This is a genomic window from Tardiphaga sp. GW821-FHT12E02 (assembly GCF_058807155.1).
Genome location: NZ_JBXAQK010000001.1, coordinates 846,931 through 872,269, shown reverse-complemented (window position 1 = coordinate 872,269; position 25,339 = coordinate 846,931). Strand labels below are relative to the sequence as shown.

The window sequence follows — 25,339 nt, the reverse complement described above, 5'->3', positions numbered from 1 at the left end:
CCTGAATGCAGACACCCTCACGGGACGCCTGCCAATTGAGGTTCGTCAATGCAGCCGGCATCCGCCCCTGATCATGTGGCCCCGCAGCCTTCGCGCGCGGCAAGGCTGATCGTCGGCGCGGCGGCTGCCTTTGCCGGCCTGCTCGTGGTCGCAGCCATCGGTCTGTGGGCCTATTACGGCACCGCCGTCTTTTTCGAGATGGTAAAGTCCGGCATCGCCGCCTGCATGTGATTTCAGGAACCATGACATGAGTAGCTCCACCCGTCCGCTGGTCGTCATCGCGGCCTTCGCCGGCAGCCTCGCCGCAGGGCTCTTGCTCGTGCTGTGGCTCTCCGGCGGCTTCAAGGGTGTCGCGGCGCCGGCGGCGATCGGCGGCCCGTTCCAGCTCACCGATCAATCCGGCAGCAAGGTCACCGAGCAGAATCTCAAGGGCAAGCCATCGCTGATCTTCTTCGGCTTCACCCATTGTCCGGATATCTGCCCGACATCGCTGTTCGAGATGTCGGAGGTGCTGCGCGCACTCGGCCCGGATGCCGACAAGCTCAACACCTATTTCGTGTCCGTCGATCCCGAGCGCGACACGGCGCCGATCATGAAGGACTATCTGTCCTCCTTCGATCCGCATCTGAAGGGCCTGACCGGCACGCCCGAGGAAGTGGCAAAGGTGATCACCGGCTATCGCGTCTATGCCAAGAAGGTGCCGACCAAGGACGGCGACTACACGATGGATCACACCGCGCTGATCTATCTGATGGACAAGGACGGCAATTTCGTCGCCCCCTTCAATCTGAAGCGCACGCCGGAAGACGCGGCGAAGGATCTGAAGCGCTATTTGTGAGGCGAAGAAGTAGGATGGGTTGAGCGTAGCGATACCCATCACCACCAGCGCTAGAGGTGATGAGTATCGCTACGCTCAACCCATCCTACGATCTCAGCCCCATCCTCACCGCCTTGCTCCTTGGCGACACCGCATGCTGTGTCTTCTCCCAGCGATGCGGCTCGCGCAGCAATTGCCAGAGCGCGCGCCACGCGGCGATCGACAGCAGCCCCCAATACAGCGGCGCCAGCAGCAAGATCCACGCGTGTCGCATCTGCTGCCTGCGCCGCGCCAGCCCCATTAGGCCGACGGTGACGGTGGCAAAATAGCCCGCCGAGATCGCCGTCAGATGCAGTGGCATCAGCATATCGACGAGAAAGCCGGACAGACTCCCCGTGACGCCCGCGCGGCCGGCGAACAGAGCGATCTCGACAAGCAGCAGGGGATAGGCAAGCGCCGTCAACACATTGCTGCCGGCAATGACTGCAACACCGAGCGCTTTCACCGTGCCCACATCGCGCCACAGGCGCCACGGGCTGCGCAGATGCACGGCGGTCGTCTGCATCCAGCCCTTCATCCAGCGCGAGCGCTGCCGCAACCAGGCGCTGACATGCACCGGTGCTTCTTCATAGGTCGTCGAAGCAAACGTCACGCAACGATAGCCGAACCGCGCCAGACGAATGCCGAGATCGGCATCCTCGGTGACGTTCCAAGCATCCCAGCCGCCGACATGGCGCAGCACGTCGATACGGAAATGATTGGACGATCCGCCCAGCGGCAGTGGCAGATGCAGCGCTGACAGGCCGTGCAGCAGCACATCGAACTGCCCGGCATATTCGGCCGCGAACATGCGCGACAGCAGGCTTTCCGACGCGTTGTCGATCGTCAAACTCGCCTGCACGCAGGCGATGTCAGGCCCATGATGATCGAAGGCGTCGAGCGCAGCACGCAATTGCCGTGGCTCCATCCGATCCTCCGCATCGAACACCGCGACAAAACTGCCGCGCGCAAATGGCAGCGCGTAGTTCAGCGCTTTCGGCTTGGTCTGCGGGCCGATGGCCGGCACCGTGATCACCTGCACATGCGGCATCGGCTGCAGCCGCGCGATGGCCTGCCGGGTGCTCTCGTCTTCGGCCTCGGTAACCAGGATGACGTCAAGCTTCTCACGGGGATAATCGAGATCCGCGATCGCCTGCAGCAGCGGCGCCACAGACGTGGCCTCGCGATAGAGCGCGATCATCACCGTATAGATCGGCAGTTCTGCATCCGGGAGATGCCGACGCCTGGGCGCCGGCAGGCGCGGCACCAGGCAGCCGAGAAAGCGAAAGCCGGCGAAGACAACGAAAGTGGCGGTCAGCACACCGCTCCAGATCACCTCGCCGAGCAGCGACGGAATGGCAATGATCCCGGCAATGCCAAGGATGATCGCTGCGCGCCAGAACTTTTGCCACCGTGTCTGCGCGCGCGATGCAGCCGACAGGCCCGGCCAGCGTCGGGACAGCCCTTCCGCGGCCTCTCGTGCGAGCGCATCTCCTGCATGGTCCGTGAGGAAGCGATTGAAGTCTTCAGCCGTGGCCAGCTCGAAACCTGCGATCAGGTCGGGCCGCGCGACAGCGATTTCGCACAGCATGCGTGCAGACAAGCAGCGTGAGGCAACGACGAAGCGCACACTGTCATCACGCCGGATCTGGAACATGCCGAGTGTCGCGGCCTGCGCAAATTGCTCGGGCGGTAGCAGACATCGACGACGGTCGGCGTGGTGGAGCCGGGCGATAGGGATGCCGAGATGCCCGGCAAGTCGCCCGAGATAAGCGGCCTCATTAATGACGCCCCAATCGATCAGAACGCGGTCGGCGCCGATGCCGAGCCTGCGGCTTCGATTGGTCGCTGCCTGCAGCGTCAGGGACGGGACGAGGCCGCGCAGGCAATCGAGTTCGGGCGCGATCTGCGGAACGGGTTCAGGGCGACGAGGGTCATGCTCCAGCGGACGCCGCCGGCGCTCCGGCGCCAACGCAGTCCCGCCGACAAACGGTTCCGGCTCCCCGCCATGGTCCAACAGGGCCATGCACCGCCCCCCACGCCACAAACGATGCCACAAACGCCACTCGCGTCTCCGGCAGGATGGTCTATAAGACCGCGTCCGGACACGCCTCCATGCAACCACAGATGGTTAGTTTCAGCAACCGAATACCGCATCGCGCGGCACGCGCAACCTTGCGTGCGCTTTGTTTCGTGGGCGCGTTGCTGCCTTGGAGCGCACAGGCCCAAGGTCAGCCTCCCGTGCCACCGCTGGCGCCAAGCCTGTCCATCCAGCAGGGCAGCCAGCCCGGCGCGCAGGCCGTTCCCGGATTCTGGGACCCTCGCCGCCGGCCTGAGCGCCCGGACCTGTCGCGCCTCACGGTGATCCGTTTCCTCACCGAAACCGATTATCCGCCGTTCAATTACACCGGCCCCGACGGCAATCCGGCCGGCTTCAATGTCGATCTCGCGCGCCAGCTCTGCGAGGAGATCAAGGTCACCTGCACCATCCAGATGCGCCGCTTCGAAACGCTGCTGGATGCCATCGCCAGCAATCGCGGCGACGCCATCATCGCCTCCATGGCGGTGACGCCTGCGATCCGCGCCCGCGTCGATTTCACCGATCCCTATTATCGCGCCCCCGGCCGCTTCGTGGCGCGCAAGGATGCGGTGCTGAAGGAGATGCGGCCGGAATATCTCGAGGGCAAGAAGATCGGCGTCATCGCCGGCACCGCGCATGAGGCCTTCCTCAAGGCGATGTTCACTGACGCCGTGCTTGTGCCGCAGCCGAACGAGGAGATGCTGCGCGCGGCCCTGCGCAAGAGCGAGGTCGATGTTATTTTCGGCGACGCCATCTCGCTGGCCTTCTGGGTCAATGGCAGCGATTCCGGCGATTGCTGCGCTTTTTCGGGCGGCCCGTTTATCGAGAGCCGCTTCTTCGGCGAAGGCATCGGCATCGGCGTCCGCAAGGGCAATGACACGCTGCGCCAGGCGCTGAACTGGGCCCTGTTCCGCACCTGGGAAAAGGGCCGCTACACCGATCTGTGGCTGAAATACTTTTCCGTCAGCCCGTTCTGATTTCTCACATGTGGCGGTTTGGCATTTCGGTGCGGAGCCGCTAGGTTCCGCGGCCCGGAGGCCCAATCACGATGTCTACTTCTGAACCCACCATGAGCCCGAGCGAGCTGCGCGCGCTCGCCGAGACTTCCAACGCCTGGCCGTTCGAGCAGGCGAAGGCGCTGGTGGCGCGTCTGAAGAAAAGCCCGAAAGACGAAGTGCTGTTCGAGACCGGTTACGGCCCCTCGGGCCTGCCGCATATCGGCACCTTTGGCGAAGTGGCGCGCACCACCATGGTGCGCCATGCCTTTCGCGTGCTGACGGAAGACAAGATCAAGACCCGCCTGCTCGCTTTCTCCGACGACATGGACGGTTTCCGCAAGGTGCCGGACAATGTGCCCAACAAGGAGATGCTGGCCAAGCATCTCGGCAAGCCGCTGACCGCCGTGCCGGATCCGATCGAAGAAGGCATTTCATTCGGCGCCGCCAATAACGCACGCCTGCGCGCCTTCCTTGATCACTTCGGCTTCGACTACGAATTCGCATCAAGCACCGACTACTACGCCTCCGGTCGTTTCGACGCCACGCTGCTGCGCATGCTGGAAGTCTACGACAAGGTGATGGACATCATCCTGCCGACCCTCGGCCCTGATCGTCGCGCGACTTACTCGCCGTTCCTGCCGGTCAGCAAGACCACCGGCGTGGTGCTGCAGGTGCCGATGATTGCCCGCGACGTGAAGGCGGGCACGATCACCTATATCGATCCGGATACGAATGAAGAGGTCACCACGCCCGTCACCGGCGGCGCCGTGAAGTGCCAGTGGAAGGCCGACTGGGCGCTGCGCTGGGCCGCGCTTGGTGTCGATTACGAAATGGCCGGCAAGGATCTCATCGATTCCGTCAAGCTGTCCGGCAAGATCTGCGCAGCACTTGGCGGCACCGCGCCGGAAGGTTTCAATTACGAGCTCTTCCTCGACGAAAACGGCGGCAAGATCTCGAAGTCGAAGGGCAACGGCCTCACCATCGACGAATGGCTGCGCTATGCCTCGCCGGAATCGCTGTCGCTGTTCATGTATCGCGAGCCGAAGGCGGCGAAGCGGCTGTTCTTCGACGTGATCCCGCGCAATGTCGACGAGTATCAGCAGTTCCTCGACGGCTATAACCGCCAGGATCCGAAGCAGCGCCTGTCCAATCCGGTCTGGCATCTGCATGCCGGCAATCCGCCGCAAATCGATATGCCGGTCACGTTCCAGCTCCTGCTGACGCTGGTGTCGTCGTCCAACGCGGAAAACGCCGACACGCTCTGGGGCTTCATCGGCCGCTATCGTCCGGGCGTGAGTGCAGCAACGCATCCGAAGCTGGATGCGATGGTCGGCTACGCGATCAATTACTATCGCGATTTCGTGGCGCCCACGAAAACCTTCCGCGAGCCCACCGAGATCGAGCGCGTGGCGCTGCAGGATCTGCGCGATGCGCTGTCGCGCCTGGCAACAGACGCCAGCGCCGAGGACATCCAGAACACGGTCTATGAGATCGGTCGCCGCGAACCGTTCCTCGACCACAAGAAGCCCGCCAAGGATGGCCGTCCCGGCGTGTCGCTGGACTGGTTCAATATGCTGTATCAGGTGCTGCTCGGCCAGGAGAAGGGCCCGCGCTTCGGCTCGTTCGTGGCCGTCTACGGCGTGCAGAACGCGATCAGCATGATCGACGGCGCACTGGCACGGAGCGCGTAACTCTCGCTGTCGTCACCCGGCTCGACCGGGTGACCCAGCACACACCACTGGCGGCGATAAGCACAAACGCCCGTGTTTACTGGATCGCCCGGTCGCGCCGGGCGATGACAAGTGTGCAGCCCCGAAACGAATTCTACTGGCTCGCCCACACGATGCGCGCGATCCAGTCGATATCCTGCACGGCAAAACTGCGATCCGCATGGTTTGCGTTCAGCGACTGCAGCTCCAGCAGCTTTGTGGTGCGCCGCTTCAGCTCCTTGGCCATCACCTCGCCGTCCTTGGTTTTCACCACCACGCGGTCGCCCTTGCGGATCTGCGCGCTCGGCGACACCACGATGATGTCGCCATCGCGATAGGCCGGCTTCATCGAGTCGCCCGAGATCGTCAGCGCATAGGCATGCTCGTCATTCACCGAGGGCAGGCCGACTTCGTCCCAGCCCTTGCTGCCGACAGGAAAACCGGCGTCGTCGAAGAAACCGCCCTGCCCCGCTTGCGCGAAGCCCAGCAGCGGCACCGATTGCACGATCTTGCGCGTGCCCTCGATCAGCGCGACGAAGGCGTCGATCGGCACATTGGTGGCCTGCAGCGCCTTCGACACCGATTCGGTGGAGGGCCAGCGCTCGCGCCCCTCATTGGTGATGCGCTTGGACTTGTTGAACGTGGTCGCATCCAGCCCCGCTTTCTTGGCGAGCGCGGAGGCGGTCAAACCATTGCGTTCGGCGAGCAGGTCGAGCGCGTTCCAGATCTGGGCATGGGTCAGCATGGTCTCGTCCCTCGGCATGGCGTCCTGGCCCGGCATGCGGCCGGCGCGCTGAATCGTGGCAGCAACTAGGAATTATTGCCGGGGTTCCGCCATTTACGCAACCATCATCTGAAAAAAATGTGCGGCCTTGAGTTGAGAGGTTGCCGCCGATACGGTCGGCGGCCGACACCCATGAAGGGTTGTCCGCACGCCTCCAGAACAACCGGGAAAGCCCGACAACCCTGAAAGCCCGGCGATTGCGCAGCATCTATAAAATCTGTCCGGCGCCACAGTGGCGCGAAGCCGAGCGCCAGGGCACTTATCGTGGCAGCGCCGATGACATCCGGGATGGCTTCATCCACTTCTCCACCGCCGCCCAGCTCGAAGGCACGCTCGCGAAACATTATGCCGGCCAGAGCGGCCTGTTCCTGATCGCGGTGGACCGGGACGCACTCGGTGATGAGCTGCGCTGGGAGCCCTCCCGCGGCGGCGACCTGTTTCCGCATCTTTATGGCGAGCTCGATCTGGGCACCGTCACCGCCGTCATGGACCTGCGCCTGCGCGCCGACGGCAGCCATGTCATTCCGGAGTTAAGTTAAGTGATCCGTGCCTTCGATGCCTTGTCCCTGCCGATGCTGCGTATGCTGGATGCGGAAGATGCCCACCGCCTCGCCATTCGCGGCCTGAAGCTGCTGCCTTATGCCAAGCCACGCCCCGATGATCCGAAACTCGCAGTCCGCGCCTTCGGCCTGAATTTCCCGAACCCCGTCGGCATCGCCGCCGGCTTCGACAAACATGCCGAAGCGCCCGACGCGCTGCTGCGCCTCGGCTTCGGCTTTGCCGAGATCGGCACGGTGACGCCGCTGCCGCAGCCCGGCAATCCGCGCCCGCGTTTGTTTCGCCTGGAGCGCGATGAAGCTGTCATCAACCGCTTCGGCTTCAACAGCGAAGGCGCCGAGCCCGTGCTGGCGCGCCTTGCCGCGCGCGCGCAGCGCGGCGGTATCGTCGGCGTCAATGTCGGGGCCAACAAGGAATCGACCGATCGCACGCAGGACTATGTCAAACTGATCGAGACCTTTGCGCCGGTCGCGAGCTATTTCACCGTCAATGTCTCCTCGCCGAACACGCCGGGCTTGCGCAACCTGCAGCAGGCCTCGGAGCTGAACGATCTGCTCGCCCGCGTCATCGAAGCCCGCGACCGCGTCCGCAAGACCGCCGGCGACTCGCCCGTGCTGCTCAAGATCGCGCCGGATCTTGGTCTCGCCGATCTCGACGATGTCGTGCATGTCGCCCGCTCGCGCGGCGTCGATGGCATGATCGTCGCGAACACGACCATCGGCCGCCCGCCCACTCTGCGCGACAAGACAAAGGCGCAGGAAACCGGCGGCCTGTCCGGCCGGCCGCTGTTCCGGCTCTCGACGCGCATGGTGGCGGAAACCTTCGTGCGCGTGGAAGGCGCCTTCCCGCTGATCGGCGCCGGCGGCATCGATAGCGGTGGCGCAGCACTGACGAAGATCCGCGCCGGTGCGAGCCTGATCCAGGTCTATTCGTCGCTGGTCTATAAGGGTCTGGGGCTGGTCGAGGCGATCAAGGCGGACCTGTCCTCGACCCTGCTGCGCACGGGGCGCGATTCGCTGTCGGAGATCGTGGGCGCCGATGCCGCAACGATCACCGCAGAAGATTGGCCGGTTTGAGCTCTCTCGGTTGTCGTCACCCGGCTTGACCGGGTGACCCAGTATACACCGCCGCCAGTGATTACACGCAGACACCAGTGTTTACTGGATCGCCCGGTCAAGCCGGGCGATGACACATAGAGCTACCCAAACGACTTCCGCAACAACGCCGGATACCTCACCGCCTGCAATCCGCCGCGCGCCACATAATGCACCAGCAATGCGCCCCATAGCCCCGCATTGCCCCACGGACGCAACAGCCACCACGCGGCCAGGAAACACAGCAGCGACAGCACCATCAGATTGCGCATGTCGCGCGCCCAGGTGGCGCCGATGAACACGCCATCATAGGCGAAGGCAAACACACCCAGCACCGGCGCCAGCGCCACCAGCCAGAGAAATTCGCGCGCCAGCACCCGCACATCGGCACTCGCCGTCATCGCATCGATCAACGCACCGCCGCCGAGCGCATAGATCGCGCTGAGCACAACGGCGAAGCCGAAGCCCCACCGCACCACCAGCCGCACCGCGCTGGCAAAGCCGATGCGGTTGCGCGCACCATAGGCGCGGCCGCAGATCTGCTCGGCCGCGGTGGCGAGCCCGTCGAGAAAGAATGACGAGATCAGCAGGAAATTATTGAGCACCGCATTGGCGGCGAGGATCTGGTCGCCGGCCCGCGCCCCCTGCGCCGTGAAAAACAGGAACGCCGCGATCAGCGCTGCCGTACGGATCATGATGTCGCGATTGACCGCCATCACATGTTTGAGCTTCTCGCGCTCCAGCAGCACCGCCCATGGCAGTGTGAGCCGCCCGCCCGTGATCCGCCATGCGATGACGAGGCCGAGCATAAAACCCGTGCCTTCGGCGATGATCGCCGCCAGCGCTGCACCGGTGATGCCCATGTCGAGCACCAATACGAGCAGCAGCGTCGCTGCCATGCTCACGACATTGATGACGATCTGCACCATGAGCGCCAGCGACGCGCGCGCCTGGCCGACCAGCCAGCCGACCACGACAAAATTCGACAGCACCAGCGGCGCCGACCAGATGCGGATGGTAAAGTAGCGATGCGCGGCATCGGTGACCCCATCGCTGCCACCCATGGCCGTGAGCAGCGCATAGGCGATCGGCACCTGCAGCAGGATCAGCAGCGCGCCGATGGCGCCGGAGATGACGAAGCCGCGCGGCAGCAGCGCACGCAGCTCCTGTTTGTCACCCGCACCCAAGGCCTGCGCGGTGAAGGCCACGGTGCTCATGCGCAGGAAGCCGAACAGCCAGAATGTGCAGTCGAACAGCACCGACGCCATCGCCACGCCACCAAGCAGCGTCGCATCGCCGAGCCGGCCGATCGCCATCGTGGCGACGATGCCGAGCATCGGCGTGGTGAGATTGGCCAGCATCGCCGGCCCCGCGATGGCGAACACATCGCGGGTGGTGGCGGGGCGGAAGGTTTGGGAGGGCGTGTCCGAAGTCATTGTGCAGCTTCTGTCGTTGCCCGGCTTGACCGGGCAACCCAGTAAACGGCAACGGGAGTGATAGAGTAAGAAAGTAGGATGGGTTGAGCGTCAGCGATACCCATCACAACGAGCGCATGCGGTGATGGGTATCGCTGCGCTCAACCCATCCTACACACCGCGACGTCGTCAGCCCTCACCGCCGCGAGGAAAACAGCCGCGACAGCAACCAGATCGGCACCACGATCACGGCGCCGAGCAGGAAATAGCGCCACAGCCCGCTGATGGCATCGTAGCCGAAATCATAGATCCACTGGAACAGGCGGCGGATGCTGTAGACGATATTCCACGGATCGAACCCGATGGCCGCCAGCACCACGCCGACCAGCACCGACAGCAGCACAAGGCGTCCGAGCACGGCCAGCGGCGATCCGCCGAGGAAGCGTGACAGGCCGTCATTCTGTGCCGGCAGGCTGCGCCCCGAAGCGTCGCGGGTCTCGTTTGGCTGCATCATGGTCTCCTGCGCGAAATGGCGCTGACATCATAGTGTGTATGGGGGAGATGGGGAACAGGGGCGCGAGGTCAAGATCGCGGAGAGCCACCCCACACTCTTCCCCTCATCCTGAGGAGCCGCGCAGCGGCGTCTCGAAGGATGGCCGCAAGCTCAGGGCAGCCAACAGCTCATGGTTCGAGACGGCGCTACGCGCCTCCTCACCATGAGGGGCGGAGTTAGGTCACCTCGGCCTTCAACATCCGCTCCAACGTCTCCAGCCGGTCCGCCTCGCGCGGTGGCTTGTCCCAGCGCAACCTGCTGATGCGCGGAAAACGCATCGCGACACCGGACTTGTGCCGCGGCGACCGCGCCAGCCCTTCAAAGGCCACTTCCAGCACCAGCCCCTTGTCCGGCTCATGCGTCACATGACGTACCGGCCCGAATTTCTCCGTCGTATTGCGACGTACGAAGCGATCGATCTGCGACAGTTCCTCATCGGTGAAACCGAAATACGCCTTACCCACCGGCACCAACCGATCGCCGTCATCGTCATCCGTCCAGACACCAAAGGTGTAATCCGAATAGAACGACGACCGCTTGCCATGGCCGCGCTGCGCATACATCAGCACGGCATCGATGATGTGCGGATCGCGTTTCCACTTCCACCACTGCCCTTTCGGCCGCCCCGGCACATAAGCGGAATCGCGCCGCTTCAGCATCACGCCTTCGACCGCCTCGGCATCCTCGCCGGCACCTGCGCTGGCCGGGTCGGCGCGCGCGGCTGTGAGCGCGTCCCAATCGGCAAAGGCGATCTGCTCGGACAGATCGATGCGATCATCATCGAGTTCCGCGATGAACGCTTCCAGCTTCCTGCGGCGCTCCTCGAACGGCAATTCGCGCAGATCGTTTTCGCCATCACTGAGCAAGTCATAGGCGCGCAGATGGATCGGATAGTCCTTCATCAGCTTCGGCGTCACGCTCTTGCGATTGAGCCGCTGCTGCAACACGTTGAACGACTGCACGCGCTTGTCACGCAGCACCAGCAGCTCGCCATCGATGGCACCGGGCAAACGCAATGACGGCACCAGATCGGGAAAGCTCGCGGTGATGTCCTCGCCCGATCGCGAATACAGTCGCGTGACGAGCTTGCCGTCCTCGCCGATGCCGCTATTGGCCTGGATGCGGATGCCGTCCCATTTCCATTCGGCAGTGAATTCCTCAGCATTAAGACTGGCAAGATCGCCGTCCTCGACGGCATGCGCCAGCATCACCGGCCGGAACGGTGCGGGATCGAGATTGACCGGCTTCTCGGCGCGCCCTTCGAGCCACGCGAACAACTCGCCATAAGGCGGCGCGAGACCGGGCCAGATCAGCTCGACATCATGGGCATCTTTCTCGCCAAGCATCGCCGCAGCCGTCTTCGCAAGCCGCGCAGAAATGCCGATCCGCAGCGCGCCGGTGACGAGCTTGAGCAGCGCCCAGCGTCCGGTCTCGTCGAGTTCGTCGAGCCAGCGCGCGAGCTGCGCGGGGAGTTCGGCCTTGCCGAGGGTGCGGAGCGTGGTGACGACGTCGGTGAGTGTGGGCGGCGGCGGGTTGTTGTGAAATTGCGGAGGCGCTCCATCTTCACCTCGCCCCACCGGGGAGAGGTCGGATCGCCCTTGCGATCCGGGTGAGGGGGAGTCACCGGCGACATTGCTTGTGGAAGCCCCCTCACCCGCCGCCTTCGGCGACGACCTCTCCCCGGTGGGGAGAGGTGAAGACAGGGCGGCACGTGGGGCAGGCCACATCAGAGCGACCGTCTCCGAAAGATCACCGACATAATCGTAAGAGAGTTCAAACAGCACCGGATCGACCCGCGACGCGATGAGATCGCGAATGAGCCCCGCTTTCGCATGCTTGAACGACAATGCGCCCGTCAGCGCCGCCAGCGCGTAGCCGCGGTCGGGATCAGGCACCTCGCGAAAATACCCGACCAGCAGCCGCAGCTTGTTGTTGCGGCCGGGCTCATAGGCGAGACGATCGAGCAATTCGGCAAAGCGGTTCATGCGTCCGCACTCTCGCCGGGCGGAAGCGTCTCTTCTTCCTCCTCGTCGCCGTAGCCCACCAGCGCCAGCGGCCGCGCGATCAGGCCCTTGCTCTGGCACCAATGCACCAGCGCATCCTCCTGCCCATGCGTGACCCAGATCTCGCCGGCACCCGTCGCGCCGATGGTGGCGCACAACCCGTCCCAGTCCGCATGATCCGAAATGATGAGCGGAAGCTCGATCCCGCGTTGCCTCGCCCGCGCGCGCACACGCATCCAGCCGGAGGCGAAGGCCGTGACGGGATCGGGAAACCGCCGCGTCCACAGATCCGACGTGGCCGATGGCGGCGCCAGCGTGATGGTGCCGGCGAGCTCGGCCTTCTTCACGCCCTTCACCGGACGCAGCTCGCCGAGATCGATGCCGCGCTCCTGATAGTAGTAAGAAATCTTCTCCATCGCGCCGTGCAGATAGATCGGCGCATCATAGCCGGCTTCACGGATCAACTTGATTACGCGCTGCGCCTTGCCCAGCGAGTAAGCCCCGACCAGATGCGCCCGCTCCGGAAACAGCGCGACAGAGGCGAGCAATTTCCTCACTTCATCCGCAGCAGCGCCATGGCGAAACACCGGCAAGCCAAATGTCGCTTCGGTGATGAACACATCACACGGCACCACCTCGAATGGCGTGCAGGTCGGATCGTAGGCGTCCTTGTAATCGCCGGACGCCACGATACAGGTGCCCTTGCAGGTCACCGCCATCTGCGCGGAGCCGAGCACATGTCCGGCCGGATGGCAGGAGATGGTGACATCGCCGAGCCTCACGCTTTCGCCGTAGGAAATCTCCTGCGTACTCCCGGCAAAATTCTCGCCATAGCGCAGCCGCATCATGTCCAGCGTTTCCCGCGTCGCCAGCACGGCACCGTGGCCGGGACGGGCGTGGTCGGAATGGCCGTGGGTGATGACCGCGCGATCGACGGGGCGGACCGGATCGATGTGAAAGCCACCGGGTTTGCAGAGCAGGCCGGCGGGTTCGGGGATCAGGATGTCTTGCGGGCGCATGTTCATGATATAGGCCCGCGCGGGGCCGGTTGAAGTCGTCGAGCGAACGCCCCTCGCTTTGCCGGGTTCCCTTATGGCGCATGTGTTCATGTCATCCGGCGAAATGATCGCCGACCGTCGTTTCGATTATGGACGTGATCTGGAACTCCGGGGCGATCTTGCGGGGGCCGCCGACCTGTTCATGCAGGCGATCGAACTGGCGCCGGATTTCGCCTCGGCCTGGTTCGCGCTCGGCGATGTGCGCGAGCGGCAAGGCGACAAAACCGGTGCAATCGACGCATTTCGGCGCGCAAAGGCGGCAAATGGCGCCGATTTTCTTGGGGCAGACTTGCGGCTGTTGCGGCTAACCGGTGGCAATCTTGCGGCCATGTCGCGGCAATATGTGACAAAGCTTTATGACCAATATGCTCCCAAATTCGAGCAGTCGCTGGTCGGCGAACTCGGCTATCGCGGACCGGCGCTGCTGTTCGAGGCGGTGACGAGGACGTGCGAAGCCCAAGCGCGGCCCATGAGTTTTCACCGCGCCATCGATCTCGGCTGCGGCACGGGACTCGCCGCACAAGCTTTCAAAAATTGCGTCGACGAATTCATCGGCATCGATCTCTCGGCCGAGATGATCAAGCGCGCACGCGCGACTGAACTCTACAAGGCACTGGAGACTGCCGATGCGGTCGAAGGGCTACACCATCTCGCGGATGCAAGCGCGGCTCTCGTCCTTGCCGCCGATATGATGATCTACATCCACGATCTCGCACCGCTCTTCATCGAAGCGGCCCGCGTGCTCAAGCCTGGTGGGTTATTCGCGTTCACAGCAGAGACACATGATGGCGACGGCGTTTTGCTCGGCGCCGGGCTGCGCTTTGCACAAAGCGAAGCGCATCTGCGCGGCCTGCTTGGCGACGCTGGCTTCATCGTCGCGCGCATCGACAATGCGTCGATCCGCACCGAGCGTGAGGTACCCGTGCCTAGTCTTGTGCTCGTGGCTTCAAAAGCCTGATCGAACGACGGGACAAACAAAAACCCCGGCCACGAGGCCGGGGTTTGTTTTGTTCGGCTCGCAGTCGCGATCAGTATTTCGCGATCACCGGGCTGTTGAAGTGATAGTTCACGCCCGTGCGGAAGATGTGTTCCTTGACATTTGAACCGACCGTAATGGTGCGGTTGCCAGAAACCAGCGTATCGGACGCCGAGCCGAGATCGACATAGAGATATTCGCTCTTGCTGGTCCAGTTCGGTCCGAACAGGCCGAAGAACGTGAACGGCCGCTCGATGCCGCCGCCGACGGTCCAGCCGCTGCGGCTGCCCGAGGCCGTGACATCGACGGGAGCGCCGAGACCCACAGCCATGATCCGCGTTTTCACACCGCCATAGGCGTAACCGGCGGTGCCATAAAACAACGTGGAGCCGAGCGAATAACCGAGGCGACCGCGCACGGTACCGAGCCAGGGCAGCTTGGAGTCGAAGGACGAACTCTGGGTGACGAGGCAGCGCGTAATGCAAGCGTCGTCGTCGCGCTGCAGGGAGCCTTGAATATCAGCCTCGATGCCGGCCACCCAACCCCCGGCCTGCCAGTTGTAACCGATCTGGCCACCGCCGATAAAACCCTCCGGCGACAGGTTGAAGGCCTCATTGGCGTTGGAGAACACATAGGATGTGCGGTTGCGTGCCCAGCCGCCACCGACATTGCCGCCGAGATAGAGACCGGCCCAGTTCGCAGGTGGCGGCGCCACATAGCTGCCATTGCCGCCGATGCGATAGTTCAGGCCGACGCGATAAATGCGCTCGCGCAATTCGGTATTGAGCGTCTGGGCGCCGGCTTCGAACACGTCGCTCTTGTTGCCGAGATTGACATAGAGCGCCTCGATCTTCGCTGACCAGTTGCCACCGAGCGCCGCTTCGACGCCGCCGCCATAGGTCCAGCCATGATGAATGCGGTTGCCGAAATCGGTGATGCCGATGGAGGTCTGGTTGAGCGTGGTCCGGACGCTGCCATAGGCGTAGCCGGCGGTGGCGTAACTGAAGACCGGCCCGTCGGCGCGGCCGATGCGACCACGCACCGTGCCGAACCAGTCGAGCCGCTGGTCGTAGGCGGTGGCTTCGCCGATCCGCAGATTGGTGAAATCATCGCGCAGGCCGGCACCCTGGATATCGGCCTCGATGCCCAACACCAGCGGTCCGAACACGGAGCCGGTCTGCCAGTTGTAACCGGCCTGGGCACCGCCAAATGCGCCGTGAGGCGCGAGATAGGTGGTGTTGAGGGACGGCGTGGTGCCGCCGAAGCTCGCCAGCTCCGCCTTGTTGCGGCCGAGGCCAATGCCGGCATTGGCGCCGATATAGAACCCGGTCCAGTCATAGACCGATGCGATGGGAGCCTTGAGATAGGGGGCCTTCACGGCAAGATCGGCGGCCTGCGCTGTGATGGACGTACCGAGCAGCGCTGCAGTCGTGACGAGATACTTCAAGATGGCCCCCGCAATCGTATCGATGCGGGAGGTTATAGCGGGCGACTGCAAAAATGCTGTAGCGCTATTGGTACATTCACCGCGACACCATGCCGCTGAGACATAGGATCAAACAAAAACCCCGGCCTTTCGGCCGGGGCTTTGCTGTTTGACGCTTTTGTTATCGTGATCAGTACTTCGCAACGACCGGGGTGTTGAAGTGATAGTTCAGGCCGGTGCGGAAGATGTGTTCGGTAACGCCGGTGCTGGTGATGTTGCCATTCGGCAGCACATCGGTTTTGCGACCGAGATCGACATAGAGATATTCGGTCTTGCTGGTCCAGTTCGGTCCGAACAGGCCGAGCAGCTTGAACGGGGTCTCGATGCCAGCGCCGGCGGTCCAGCCGCCCTGGGTATTCGAGAAGCTCACCGACGCACCGCTGGTGAGATCGGTCAGCGTGTTCTTCACGCCGCCATAGGCGTAACCGCCGGTGGCGTAGAACAGGGTCGAACCGACCGAGTAGCCGAGACGGCCGCGAACGGTGCCGAACCAGGGCAGCTTGTGATCGTAAGCGACGGTGCCGAGCGCGACGACAGTCTTCTGGTCACGCTGGCTGGAAGCCTGGATATCGGCTTCGAGGCCGTACACCCAGTTAGCAGCCTGCCAGTTGTAGCCGATCTGGCCACCACCGTTGACGCCATCGGGGTTCAGGCTGAACTGCTCGCCGCCGCCGGCAGGGGCGCCGAGATAGGTGCGATCACGACCCGTGCCCGAACCGACGTTGCCGCCGAGATACCAGCCGGTCCAGTTCGCCGCAGCCACCGGGGTGTAGGCGCTGTTGCCACCGATGCGATAGTTCAGGCCGACGCGGAACAGGTTGTCACGCAGTTCGGTGTTGGCCAGCTGGGCCGGGGTGCCGAAGGTCGTGCCGTAGCGGTTGCCGAGATTGAGGTAGAGATATTCAATCTTGCCGGTCCAGTTGCCACCCAGCGAAGCTTCGACGCCGCTGCCGATGGTCCAGCCCGTGGCCGTACGATCCGAGGTGAAGGTGCCAACGCCGGCTTCGGTGATCGAGCTCTTGACGTTGCCGTAAGCAAAACCACCGGTGAAGTAGCTGAGGACCGGGCCAGTGGCGAGACCGACGCGACCGCGCACGGTGCCGAACCAATCCAGGCTGTTGTTATACTGAACCGCGTTCAGGACCGGGCCGGGGCCGGCGACATTGGCGCCACCGCCGGTCAGGCCGCTGCCCTGGAAGTCGGCTTCGAGGCCGTAAACGATCGGGCCGAGCAGCGAATCGGTCTGCCAATTCCAACCGATCTGCGCGCCACCGAAGGCGCCCTGGGGCGAACGGTAGATCGAGTCGTTGTTGGTGTAGCTGTGCAGGATACGGTCGCGGCCGATGCCGACACCGGCGTTCACACCGAAGTAGAAGCCGGACCAGTTGTAAACAGCGACGATCGGGGCTTTGTAATAAGGGGCCTTCACGGCGAGGTCAGCTGCCTGCGCGGTGACGGCGGTTCCGATCAGCGCGGCGCTGGCGAGGAGGATACGTTTCATGGTGGACCCCATTTGAATTGTTCTGGGAAGATACGGGAGTCGAGTCCATCTGGCTGTATCCGGGCAGCCACACCTGACCAGATTGCAACAAATGGCCTGAGGCGCAAAAGGAGCGGTTAAATAAGTGTTTAGCTCAATTTAGCTGGCATTGCGCGATCGGGCACGGAGCCCTCGGCAAGATCCTTCTCCCAATGAGCCGACCGGCAACAGAGATCTCGCAATCGTGAAGGGATTGCCAAGCCTGCTGCGCCCGCACAGGATGCATTCCGGCCAGCAGACCGCGAGCAACGCGGCGGCGGCCCAATACGCCCGCGAGAGGCGGGCAACAGGGAGAAACTGAGAATGCCGTCACGTCACCATTCCGTCCTCACGCTCGCGGCCGGTGCCGCGATGCTCTCGGCCGTCACCACGACGGCCCTCGGGGCGGACAAGAAATACGATCCGGGCGCCAGCGATACGGAAATCAAGCTCGGACAAACCATCCCGCATAGCGGCGCAGGCTCACTTTACGGGGTGATCGGCCGCACCCAGGCGGCCTATTTCCAGATGCTGAACGAGAAGGGCGGCATCAATGGCCGCAAGATCAACTTCCAGTCGCTGGATGACGCCTATAGTGCCCCCAAGGCTGTGGAGGCCACGCGCCGTCTCGTGGAGCAGGACGAGGTGCTGGCACTGTTCGGCTCGCTCGGCACCGCGCCACAGTCCGCCGTGCAAAAATATCTCAACACCAAGAAGGTGCCACAGCTGCTGCTGAACACCGGTGCGTCCCGCTGGAACAATCCGAAGGAGTTCAAGTGGACCACGCCGGGCCTGCCTATCTACTCCACGGAAGGCCGCATCATTGCCCGCTACCTGACCCAGACCAAGCCTGAGGCGAAGGTCGCGATCCTTTACCAGAACGACGAGTTCGGAAAGGATTTCATGAATTCATTCAAGGAGATCCTGGCCGAGGCCGGCGGCAAGGCAAAGGTGATGGCGGAGGCCTCCTATGACCTCACCGACCCGACCATCGATTCCCAGCTGATCAACCTGTCGAAGTCCGGCGCCGACACCTTCTTCAACATCTCCACCGGCAAGGCGACCTCGCAAACGATCCGCAAGGTGGCCGAACTCGGCTGGAAGCCGCTGCATCTGCTGGTCTCGACCTCCAGCGGCCGCTCGATCCTCAATGCCGCCGGCGCGGACAATGCCAAGGGCATCGTGGCCATGAGCTACACCAAGGAAGTCGGCAGCGAGAAGTGGAAGGACGACGCGGACGTCATCGCCTTCCAGGAGCTGCGCAAGAAGTATCTGCCCAATGTCGACCCCGACAACACGATTGCCTTCCAGGGCTATTCCCAGGCGGTGACCATGGCCGAGATCCTTCGCCGCTGCGGCGACGAGCTGACGCGCGAGAATGTGCTGAAGCACGCCACCAATCTCGACGGCTATCGCGCGCCGGTGTTTTTGCCCGGCATCACCTATGGCTTCACGCCGACCGACTACACCACCATCAAGGCGCTCTATGTCGGCACTTTCAACGGCTCCGACTGGGATCTCTCGGACAAGCCGGTGAGCCAGTAAGCGCAACTCTCGACGACTACTCCCCGGCGCGAGCGCCGGGGAGCGGACGACCCAATCGGACTCACAAAGAGCCGGGCCAACAAATTCAGGGAGACCATCATGACCAAGGGGACATTTGCGTCCGCGTTGATTGCGGCCGTTGCCATCCTTCCATTGGGCGCACACAGCGCGTTTGCCCAAAAGAAATACGATCCCGGCGCCAGCGATACCGAGATCAAGATCGGCCAGACCGTGCCGCATAGCGGACCGGGCTCACTCTATGGCGTGCTCGGCCGTGTCGGCGAAGCCTATTTCCAGATGCTCAACGAGAAGGGCGGCATCAATGGCCGCAAGGTCAAGTTCCTCTCGCTCGACGACGCCTATAGCGCGCCGAAGGCCGTGGAAGCGACACGACGACTCGTCGAGCAGGAAGAGGTGCTCGCTCTCTATGGCTCGCTCGGCACCGCACCGCAGACCGCCGTACACAAATATCTCAATTCCAAGGGCGTGCCGCAGCTGCTGCTCAATACCGGCGCGTCGAAGTGGAACGATCCGAAGAATTTCAAATGGACCATGGCCGGCCTGCCGCTCTATCCCACCGAAGCGCGCATTCTCGCCAAGCATGTCGTCAGCGTGAAGCCGAATGCCAAGGTCGGCATTCTCTACCAGAACGATGATTTCGGACGCGACTTCCTCGGCCCCTTCAAGGACGAACTGGCCAAGGCCGGCGGCACCGCAAAAGTGATCGCGGAAGTCACCTACGATCTCACCGACCCGACCATCGATTCGCAGCTGATCAATCTGGCGAAATCGGGTGCGGATGTTTTCTATAATATCAGCACCGGCAAGGCGACGTCGCAGTCGATCCGCAAGGTCGCCGAACTCGGCTGGAAGCCGCTGCATCTGCTGTCGGCGGGCTCCACCGGGCGCTCGATTCTGAACGCCGCGGGGATCGAGAATGCCAAGGGCATCGTCGCGATCCGCTATTCGAAAGAAGTCGGCACGCCGCAATTCGAGAAGGATCCGGAGGTGATGGCCTTCGAGGACCTGCGCAAGAAGTATCTGCCCAATGTCGATCCCGACAATACCATCGCCTATGCCGGCTACGGTCAGGCGGTGACCATGGGCGAAATCCTGCGCCGCTGCGGCGATGATCTCACCCGCGCCAATGTGCTGAAGCAGGCGCAGAACCTCACCGGCTTCCACTCGCCCTATATGCTGGACGGCGTGACCTACAGCTACACGCCAGACAACTATACGCCGATGAAGACGCTCTATATCTCGATCTTCAACGGCAAGGACTGGGATATTTCCGAGAAGCCGATGACGGAGTAAGGGGCATCCGTAGGGCGGATGAGGCGAAGCCGTCATCCGCCGCGGAGTGTCAATAATAAACCCGGCTGGCGGATGACGCTTCGCTCATCCGCCCTACGGCCACGTCTCGCAATGACGGCGGCGAGCACCTAGATTGATCGGGTGCCGCCGCGTAAATCCGCCTCGAAACCTGATCTCCTGCCCGAGACATTCACCCGCTGGTTCGCCCAGCGGGGCTGGTCACCGCGCGCGCATCAGCTGGCATTGCTGGAGAAAGCACGCGCCGATCGTTCCGCGCTGCTGATCGCACCAACCGGCGCCGGCAAGACACTGGCGGGGTTTTTGCCGACGCTGGTGGAGCTGAGCGCGGTCCCTAACCTCTCCCCGCTTGCGGGGAGAGGTCGACGCGAAGCGGCGGGTGAGGGGGAGCCCCCACAAGCGCCACAGTTCGCGGAGGCTACTCCTCATCCGACGCGGACTGCGTCCGCGCCACCTTCTCCCCGCACGCGGGGAGAAGGCAGAGTGCTGCACACGCTTTACATCTCGCCGCTGAAAGCCCTCGCGGTCGATATCGCACGCAATCTCGAAACGCCGATCGCCGAGATGAAGCTGCCGATCAAGGTTGAGACCCGCACCGGCGACACGCCGACATCGCGGCGGGCACGGCAGCGGAAATATCCGCCGGACATTCTGCTGACGACGCCGGAGCAACTCGCACTCCTGCTGTCGTCCGACGATGCGCCATTCCTGTTCTCGTCGCTCAAGCGCGTGGTGCTCGATGAACTCCATGCACTGGTCACGTCGAAACGCGGCGATCTGCTTTCGCTTGGCCTCGCGCGACTCTGGAAGCTTGCCCCGCAAATGCGTGCCATCGGCCTCTCCGCGACTGTCGCCGAGCCCGAATCGCTTGCACGATTCCTCGTGCCACAGCCTGTCGGCATCAGCGTCGCCGCAGACATTGTCGTCGCCGGCGGCGCGGCCGAGCCGGTGGTGGAGATGCTCGACAGCAAGGAGCGCCTGCCCTGGGCCGGCCATTCCGCCCGCCATGCGCTCGGCGAGATCTACGATCTCGTCAAGGCCAACAAGACCACGCTGGTGTTCGTCAATACCCGCAGCCAGGCGGAAATGCTGTTCCAGGATCTCTGGCGTGTGAATGACGACAACCTCGCCATTGCTCTCCATCACGGCTCGCTCGATGTCGGCCAGCGCCGCAAGGTCGAGGACGCGATGACTGCCGGCAAACTGCGCGGCGTGGTCTGTACGTCATCGCTCGATCTTGGCATCGACTGGGGCGATGTCGATCTCGTGGTCAATGTCGGCGCGCCCAAGGGCTCGTCGCGTTTGATGCAGCGGATCGGCCGCGCCAATCATCGTCTCGATGCCGCCTCGCGCGCGGTGCTGGTGCCGGCCAATCGTTTCGAGGTGCTGGAATGCCGGGCGGCCATCGATGCCGTCGCCGAGAATGCGCAGGACACGCCGCCGCTGCGGACCGGTGCGCTCGATGTACTTGCGCAGCATGTGCTTGGCTGCGCCTGCGGCGCGCCGTTTCTGGCTGACGAACTCTATGACGAGGTGCGCTCCGCAGCGCCCTATTCCGAACTCGCCCGCACCGATTTCGACGACACCGTCGATTTCGTCGCCTCCGGGGGCTATGCGCTGAAGACCTATGAGCGCTTCGCGCGCATCAAGCAGGACAAGGACGGCAAATGGCGCGTCACCAATCAGAAGGTGCGCCAGATGTATCGGATGAATATCGGCACCATTGTCGAGGAGTCGATGCTGAAGGTGCGCCTGGTGCGCGCCCGCGGCGGGGCCAAGGGATCGACCGGCGCCATCGCCCGCGGCGGGCGCATGCTCGGCCAGATCGAGGAATATTTCGTCGAGAATCTCGTGCTCGGCGACACCTTTGTGTTCGGCGGCGAAGTGGTGCGTTACGAGGCGCTGGTCGAGGACCATGTCTATGTCTCGCGCTCCAATGATTCGGATCCGAAAGTGCCCTCCTATATGGGCGGCAAGTTTCCGCTCTCCACCTATCTCGCCGAACGCGTGCGAAAACTGCTCGACAATGAGCGGGCGTGGAAAGGCCTGCCCGATCAGGTGCGCGAATGGCTGTCACTGCAGGCGCATGTCTCGCATGTGCCGGGCGTGCGCGAACTCGTGATCGAGACGTTTCCGCGCGCCAACAAGTTCTATCTCGTCTGCTATCCGTTCGAAGGCCGCCTTGCGCATCAGACCCTCGGCATGCTGCTGACACGCCGGCTGGAACGCGCGCGCGCGCGGCCGCTGGGCTTTGTCGCCAATGAATATGCGCTGGCGGTGTGGGGGCTCGGCGACGTCTCGCATATGATCCGGCAGGGCCGGCTTGATCTCGCCGCCTTGTTCGATCCCGACATGCTCGGTGACGATCTCGAAGCGTGGCTCGCGGAATCCGCGCTGATGAAGCGCACGTTCCGCACCTGCGCCGTGATCTCCGGCCTGATCCATACGCGCTTCACCGACGCGGAAAAATCGCGCCGCCAGGTGCTGTTCTCGACCGACCTCATCTACGACGTGCTGCGAAAGCATCAGCCCGATCATCTGCTCCTGCGCGCGGCGCGCGCGGATGCCGCAACGGGATTGCTCGATCTGCGACGGCTGAGCGACATGCTGACGCGCATCCAGGGCCGTATCGTGCATCGGGAACTTGAGCGCGTCTCGCCGCTGGCGGTCCCGGTCATGCTGGAAATCGGCCGCGAGCAGGTGTTTGGCGAGGCATCGGATGCGCTGCTGGCCGAGGCGGCGGAGGAACTGGTGAAAGAAGCGATGGAATCGCCGAACCCGTAGGATGGGTTGAGCGAAGCGATACCCATCACAACAGGCTCGACGCGCGCGGTGATGGGTATCGCTGACGCTCAACCCATCCTACAAGACATCATGCTTGCCGAGTCGCTCACCAATGACACGAGTTCCGTCACCATCGCCGGCGTCACGCTGGCGGCGGATCTGTCGGGTGCGCTGTATTGGGAAGAGCAGCGAGCGCTGATCGTGTCCGACCTGCATCTGGAGAAAGGCTCGAGCTACGCCATGCGCGGCGTGCTGCTGCCGCCTTATGACACCATCGCCACCCTCGGCCGTCTCGGTGCGGTGATCGCGCGGCATGATCCGCGCACCGTGATCGCGCTCGGCGACAGTTTTCACGATCGCGACGCGCATCAGCGCCTCTCACCGGCCAATCGCGACGTGCTCGGCGCGCTGCAGGCGCGACGCGACTGGATCTGGATTTCCGGCAATCACGATCCGGCGCTGCCCTCGGATCTTGGTGGTACGGTCGCTGACGAAATCGCCATCGGCGCCATCACGTTCCGCCATGAGCCGACCGGTGCCCTTGGCGAGATCGCCGGCCACCTGCATCCGAAGGCGCGGGTCAGCGCGCGCGGACGGGCGATGGAGCGCCGATGCTTCGCCACGGACGGAGAACGCGCCGTGATGCCGGCCTTCGGCGCCTATACCGGCGGCCTCAGCATCCGCGATGCGGCTTTCGCAAAAATCTTCCGGTCTCTCGGCTTCGTCGCCCATGTGCTCGGCGACCACCGCATGCATGCGATCGCCGCCTCGCGCTGTTGTTGATCCCGCTCCGTCTTACGGATGCAGGATCACCTTGCCCATGGCCTGACGACCACCCAGCACCTTCATCGCTTCCGCCGTTTTCTCCAGCGGGAAGGTGCGGTCCACATGGGCCGAGATCTTGCCCTCGGCGGCCCAGTTCAAGAGCTTGGTGATGCTCGCGCGATATTTGTCGTGGTTCTGCCGCACCCAGGCGCCCCAGAACACGCCACGGATGTCGCAGCCCTTCAGCAGCGCGAGATTAAGCGGCATTTTTGGAATGTCGCCGGCCGCAAAGCCGATCACCAGGAAGCGGCCTTCCCACGCAATCGCGCGCAAAGCAGACTCTGCATACTTTCCGCCGACCGGATCGAAGATGATATCGACGCCCTTGCCGCCGGTGAGGCTCTTGAGGCCTTCCTTGAGATCTTCCTTCGCGTAGTTCAGGGTGAGCTCGGCGCCATGCTGCTTGGCGAATTCGAGCTTCTCGTCCGACGATGCGCAGGCGATGACTTTCAGGCCGAGCAGCTTGCCGAGTTCGCATGCAGCCAGACCGGTGCCACCGGCCGCGCCGAGCACAGCCAGCGTTTCACCGGGCTTCGGCGACGCACGATCTTCCAGCGCATGCAGCGCGGTGCCGTAGATCACGATGACACCGGCCGCGCGATCGAAGTCGAGATTGTCGGGAATCTTGATCACGGACGTCGCGACTGCGGCCACTTTCTGCCGGGCACCGTTGTGACCGATGGAGGCGACAACGCGATCGCCGACCTTCAGCGACGTGACGCCGGCGCCAACGCTCTCGATCACGCCCGCGACTTCCGCGGCCGGCGAGAACGGGAATGGCGGCTTGATCTGGTACTTGCCCTGGATCATCAGGATGTCGAAGAAATTCAGTGCCGCCGATTTGATGGCGATGACCACCTGGCCCTCGCCGGCAACGGGATCCTCCACATCGGCAAAAATGAGATCGTCGGGTTCGCAATATTGCGAGCAGAGAATGGCTTTCATGATCATCTGACCTTCATCGTGACAGTTGAGAAAGTTGTGAAGGATTTACGCGCGACCCGCAACCGTCATTGCGCTTCGCTCCATGCGGGCTACGACAGCCTTGCGATATTCCGCCATGTGGCGTGTGCCTTTTCAAACAAGCACATTCCGTCTATTGGCAGATGTCCATGGCGCGCGTGATTCCAGGCCATCTTCCAGTCACAAAGATAGAGGATCGACACCTGATGTCCGTGCGGCGAATCCTGACAGTTGTATCCTTGAGCGTGGCGATGATCGGCGGTACCGGTCTTGCGCAAGCGCAGACGGCTGCCAAGGGCAAGGCTGCACCGGCGGCCAAGCAAGCGCCGGCGCCGGCCGCGGCCGGCAGCGCCGAGCCGACACTGCTTGGCCAGTTCGGTCCATGGGGCGCCTACACCGCAGCACCAGGCGGCAAGAAGGTCTGTTTCGCGCTGGCAAAGCCAGCGTCATCGAAGACCAATCCCGCCAACCGGCCGCGCGATCCCGCTTACGCTTTCATCTCGACCCGCCCGGCCGAGAAGGTCAGCAACGAAGTCTCGATCATGATCGGCTATCAGCTGAAGCCCGGCTATGAGTCGACGCTCGATGTCGGCGGCGCGAAGTTTGCGATGTACACGCAGGGCGACGGTCTCTGGATCAAGAACGCCGCCGAGGAAGAACGTCTCGTCGAGGCGCTGCGCAAGGCGGGCGACGTGACCGTGAAGGGCGTTTCCGCCAAGGGTACCGAGACGATCGATTCCTTCTCGATGAAGGGCCTGGCCCAGGCGCTGGACAAGGTTGCGCAGGAGTGCCGGCGGTAAC

The 25,339-nt window shown here is 63.4% G+C and carries 21 protein-coding genes; 12 read left to right on the top strand and 9 right to left on the bottom strand.

Features of this window, described 5'->3' with window-relative positions; all coding sequences use genetic code 11:
- Positions 1-48 precede the first annotated feature (48 nt).
- Together AC1RQ5_RS04120 and AC1RQ5_RS04115 are read left to right on the top strand one after the other, a co-directional pair.
- Positions 49-231 carry a hypothetical protein gene (locus AC1RQ5_RS04120; RefSeq protein WP_493197179.1) on the top strand — a complete coding sequence of 61 codons (183 nt, stop codon included), beginning with the start codon at positions 49-51 and terminating at the stop codon, positions 229-231.
- Positions 232-247: 16 nt separating this feature from the next.
- On the top strand, positions 248-838 hold the full coding sequence (locus tag AC1RQ5_RS04115) for an SCO family protein (RefSeq protein WP_493197178.1): 591 nt from the start codon (positions 248-250) through the stop codon (positions 836-838).
- Between the two features lie 85 nt (positions 839-923).
- On the opposite strand, the gene AC1RQ5_RS04110 is transcribed toward AC1RQ5_RS04115, so the two are convergent.
- Positions 924-2,882 (bottom strand): glycosyltransferase, encoded by a 1,959-nt coding sequence (locus tag AC1RQ5_RS04110; RefSeq protein WP_493197177.1) that lies wholly within the window; start codon positions 2,880-2,882, stop codon positions 924-926.
- 89 nt (positions 2,883-2,971) lie between these two features.
- On the opposite strand from AC1RQ5_RS04110, the gene AC1RQ5_RS04105 reads away from it, so the two are divergent.
- Positions 2,972-3,913, top strand: a complete 942-nt coding sequence (locus AC1RQ5_RS04105; protein WP_493197176.1) for an ABC transporter substrate-binding protein — start codon at positions 2,972-2,974, stop codon at positions 3,911-3,913.
- 71 nt (positions 3,914-3,984) lie between these two features.
- Positions 3,985-5,625: a lysine--tRNA ligase gene (locus AC1RQ5_RS04100; protein WP_493197175.1), complete on the top strand. Its 1,641-nt coding sequence runs from the start codon at positions 3,985-3,987 to the stop codon at positions 5,623-5,625.
- A gap of 133 nt (positions 5,626-5,758) precedes the next feature.
- Here AC1RQ5_RS04100 and AC1RQ5_RS04095 read toward each other — a convergent pair whose 3' ends face one another.
- On the bottom strand, positions 5,759-6,388 hold the full coding sequence (locus AC1RQ5_RS04095; protein ID WP_398481742.1) for a S24 family peptidase: 630 nt from the start codon (positions 6,386-6,388) through the stop codon (positions 5,759-5,761).
- 236 nt (positions 6,389-6,624) lie between these two features.
- Between AC1RQ5_RS04095 and AC1RQ5_RS04090 the strand changes: the two genes are divergently transcribed.
- Together AC1RQ5_RS04090 and AC1RQ5_RS04085 are read left to right on the top strand one after the other, a co-directional pair.
- Positions 6,625-6,966 (top strand): DUF952 domain-containing protein, encoded by a 342-nt coding sequence (locus tag AC1RQ5_RS04090; protein WP_493203305.1) that lies wholly within the window; start codon positions 6,625-6,627, stop codon positions 6,964-6,966.
- Complete coding sequence (locus AC1RQ5_RS04085; RefSeq protein ID WP_493197174.1) at positions 6,967-8,061, top strand: quinone-dependent dihydroorotate dehydrogenase; 1,095 nt, start codon at positions 6,967-6,969, stop codon at positions 8,059-8,061.
- A 122-nt stretch (positions 8,062-8,183) separates the two neighbouring features.
- Here the strand turns inward: AC1RQ5_RS04085 and AC1RQ5_RS04080 are convergent, their stop codons facing one another.
- The 4 genes from AC1RQ5_RS04080 to AC1RQ5_RS04065 form a co-directional block, all read right to left on the bottom strand.
- Positions 8,184-9,515 (bottom strand): MATE family efflux transporter, encoded by a 1,332-nt coding sequence (locus tag AC1RQ5_RS04080; protein WP_493197173.1) that lies wholly within the window; start codon positions 9,513-9,515, stop codon positions 8,184-8,186.
- A 175-nt stretch (positions 9,516-9,690) separates the two neighbouring features.
- Positions 9,691-10,005 carry a DUF6460 domain-containing protein gene (locus AC1RQ5_RS04075; protein WP_493197172.1) on the bottom strand — a complete coding sequence of 105 codons (315 nt, stop codon included), beginning with the start codon at positions 10,003-10,005 and terminating at the stop codon, positions 9,691-9,693.
- 218 nt (positions 10,006-10,223) lie between these two features.
- Entirely contained in the window at positions 10,224-12,032 is a 1,809-nt protein-coding gene (locus AC1RQ5_RS04070; protein WP_493197171.1) for a cisplatin damage response ATP-dependent DNA ligase, read from the bottom strand.
- Entirely contained in the window at positions 12,029-13,069 is a 1,041-nt protein-coding gene (locus AC1RQ5_RS04065; protein ID WP_398484394.1) for a ligase-associated DNA damage response exonuclease, read from the bottom strand. Before AC1RQ5_RS04065 ends, AC1RQ5_RS04070 begins: the two co-directional genes overlap by 4 nt.
- Positions 13,070-13,157: 88 nt before the next feature.
- Between AC1RQ5_RS04065 and AC1RQ5_RS04060 the strand changes: the two genes are divergently transcribed.
- Entirely contained in the window at positions 13,158-14,066 is a 909-nt protein-coding gene (locus tag AC1RQ5_RS04060; protein ID WP_493197170.1) for a class I SAM-dependent DNA methyltransferase, read from the top strand.
- 70 nt (positions 14,067-14,136) lie between these two features.
- Here the strand turns inward: AC1RQ5_RS04060 and AC1RQ5_RS04055 are convergent, their stop codons facing one another.
- Together AC1RQ5_RS04055 and AC1RQ5_RS04050 are read right to left on the bottom strand one after the other, a co-directional pair.
- Positions 14,137-15,531, bottom strand: a complete 1,395-nt coding sequence (locus tag AC1RQ5_RS04055) for an outer membrane protein (RefSeq protein WP_493197169.1) — start codon at positions 15,529-15,531, stop codon at positions 14,137-14,139.
- A 169-nt stretch (positions 15,532-15,700) separates the two neighbouring features.
- Positions 15,701-17,071, bottom strand: coding sequence for an outer membrane protein (locus AC1RQ5_RS04050; protein WP_493197168.1), 1,371 nt, complete (start codon positions 17,069-17,071; stop codon positions 15,701-15,703).
- Positions 17,072-17,461: 390 nt separating this feature from the next.
- On the opposite strand from AC1RQ5_RS04050, the gene AC1RQ5_RS04045 reads away from it, so the two are divergent.
- From AC1RQ5_RS04045 to pdeM, 4 genes are all read left to right on the top strand, one after another.
- A complete protein-coding gene (locus AC1RQ5_RS04045; protein WP_493203302.1) occupies positions 17,462-18,634 on the top strand; it encodes an ABC transporter substrate-binding protein in 1,173 nt (390 codons plus the stop codon).
- Between the two features lie 99 nt (positions 18,635-18,733).
- On the top strand, positions 18,734-19,948 hold the full coding sequence (locus tag AC1RQ5_RS04040) for an ABC transporter substrate-binding protein (protein ID WP_398484384.1): 1,215 nt from the start codon (positions 18,734-18,736) through the stop codon (positions 19,946-19,948).
- Between the two features lie 141 nt (positions 19,949-20,089).
- A complete protein-coding gene (locus tag AC1RQ5_RS04035; RefSeq protein ID WP_493197167.1) occupies positions 20,090-22,750 on the top strand; it encodes a ligase-associated DNA damage response DEXH box helicase in 2,661 nt (886 codons plus the stop codon).
- A 90-nt stretch (positions 22,751-22,840) separates the two neighbouring features.
- Complete coding sequence (gene pdeM, locus AC1RQ5_RS04030; RefSeq protein WP_493197166.1) at positions 22,841-23,533, top strand: ligase-associated DNA damage response endonuclease PdeM; 693 nt, start codon at positions 22,841-22,843, stop codon at positions 23,531-23,533.
- A gap of 12 nt (positions 23,534-23,545) precedes the next feature.
- On the opposite strand, the gene AC1RQ5_RS04025 is transcribed toward pdeM, so the two are convergent.
- Entirely contained in the window at positions 23,546-24,520 is a 975-nt protein-coding gene (locus tag AC1RQ5_RS04025; protein ID WP_493203300.1) for an NADPH:quinone oxidoreductase family protein, read from the bottom strand.
- A 224-nt stretch (positions 24,521-24,744) separates the two neighbouring features.
- On the opposite strand from AC1RQ5_RS04025, the gene AC1RQ5_RS04020 reads away from it, so the two are divergent.
- A complete protein-coding gene (locus AC1RQ5_RS04020) occupies positions 24,745-25,338 on the top strand; it encodes an invasion associated locus B family protein (RefSeq protein WP_493197165.1) in 594 nt (197 codons plus the stop codon).
- The last annotated feature ends 1 nt before the right edge of the window (position 25,339 follow it).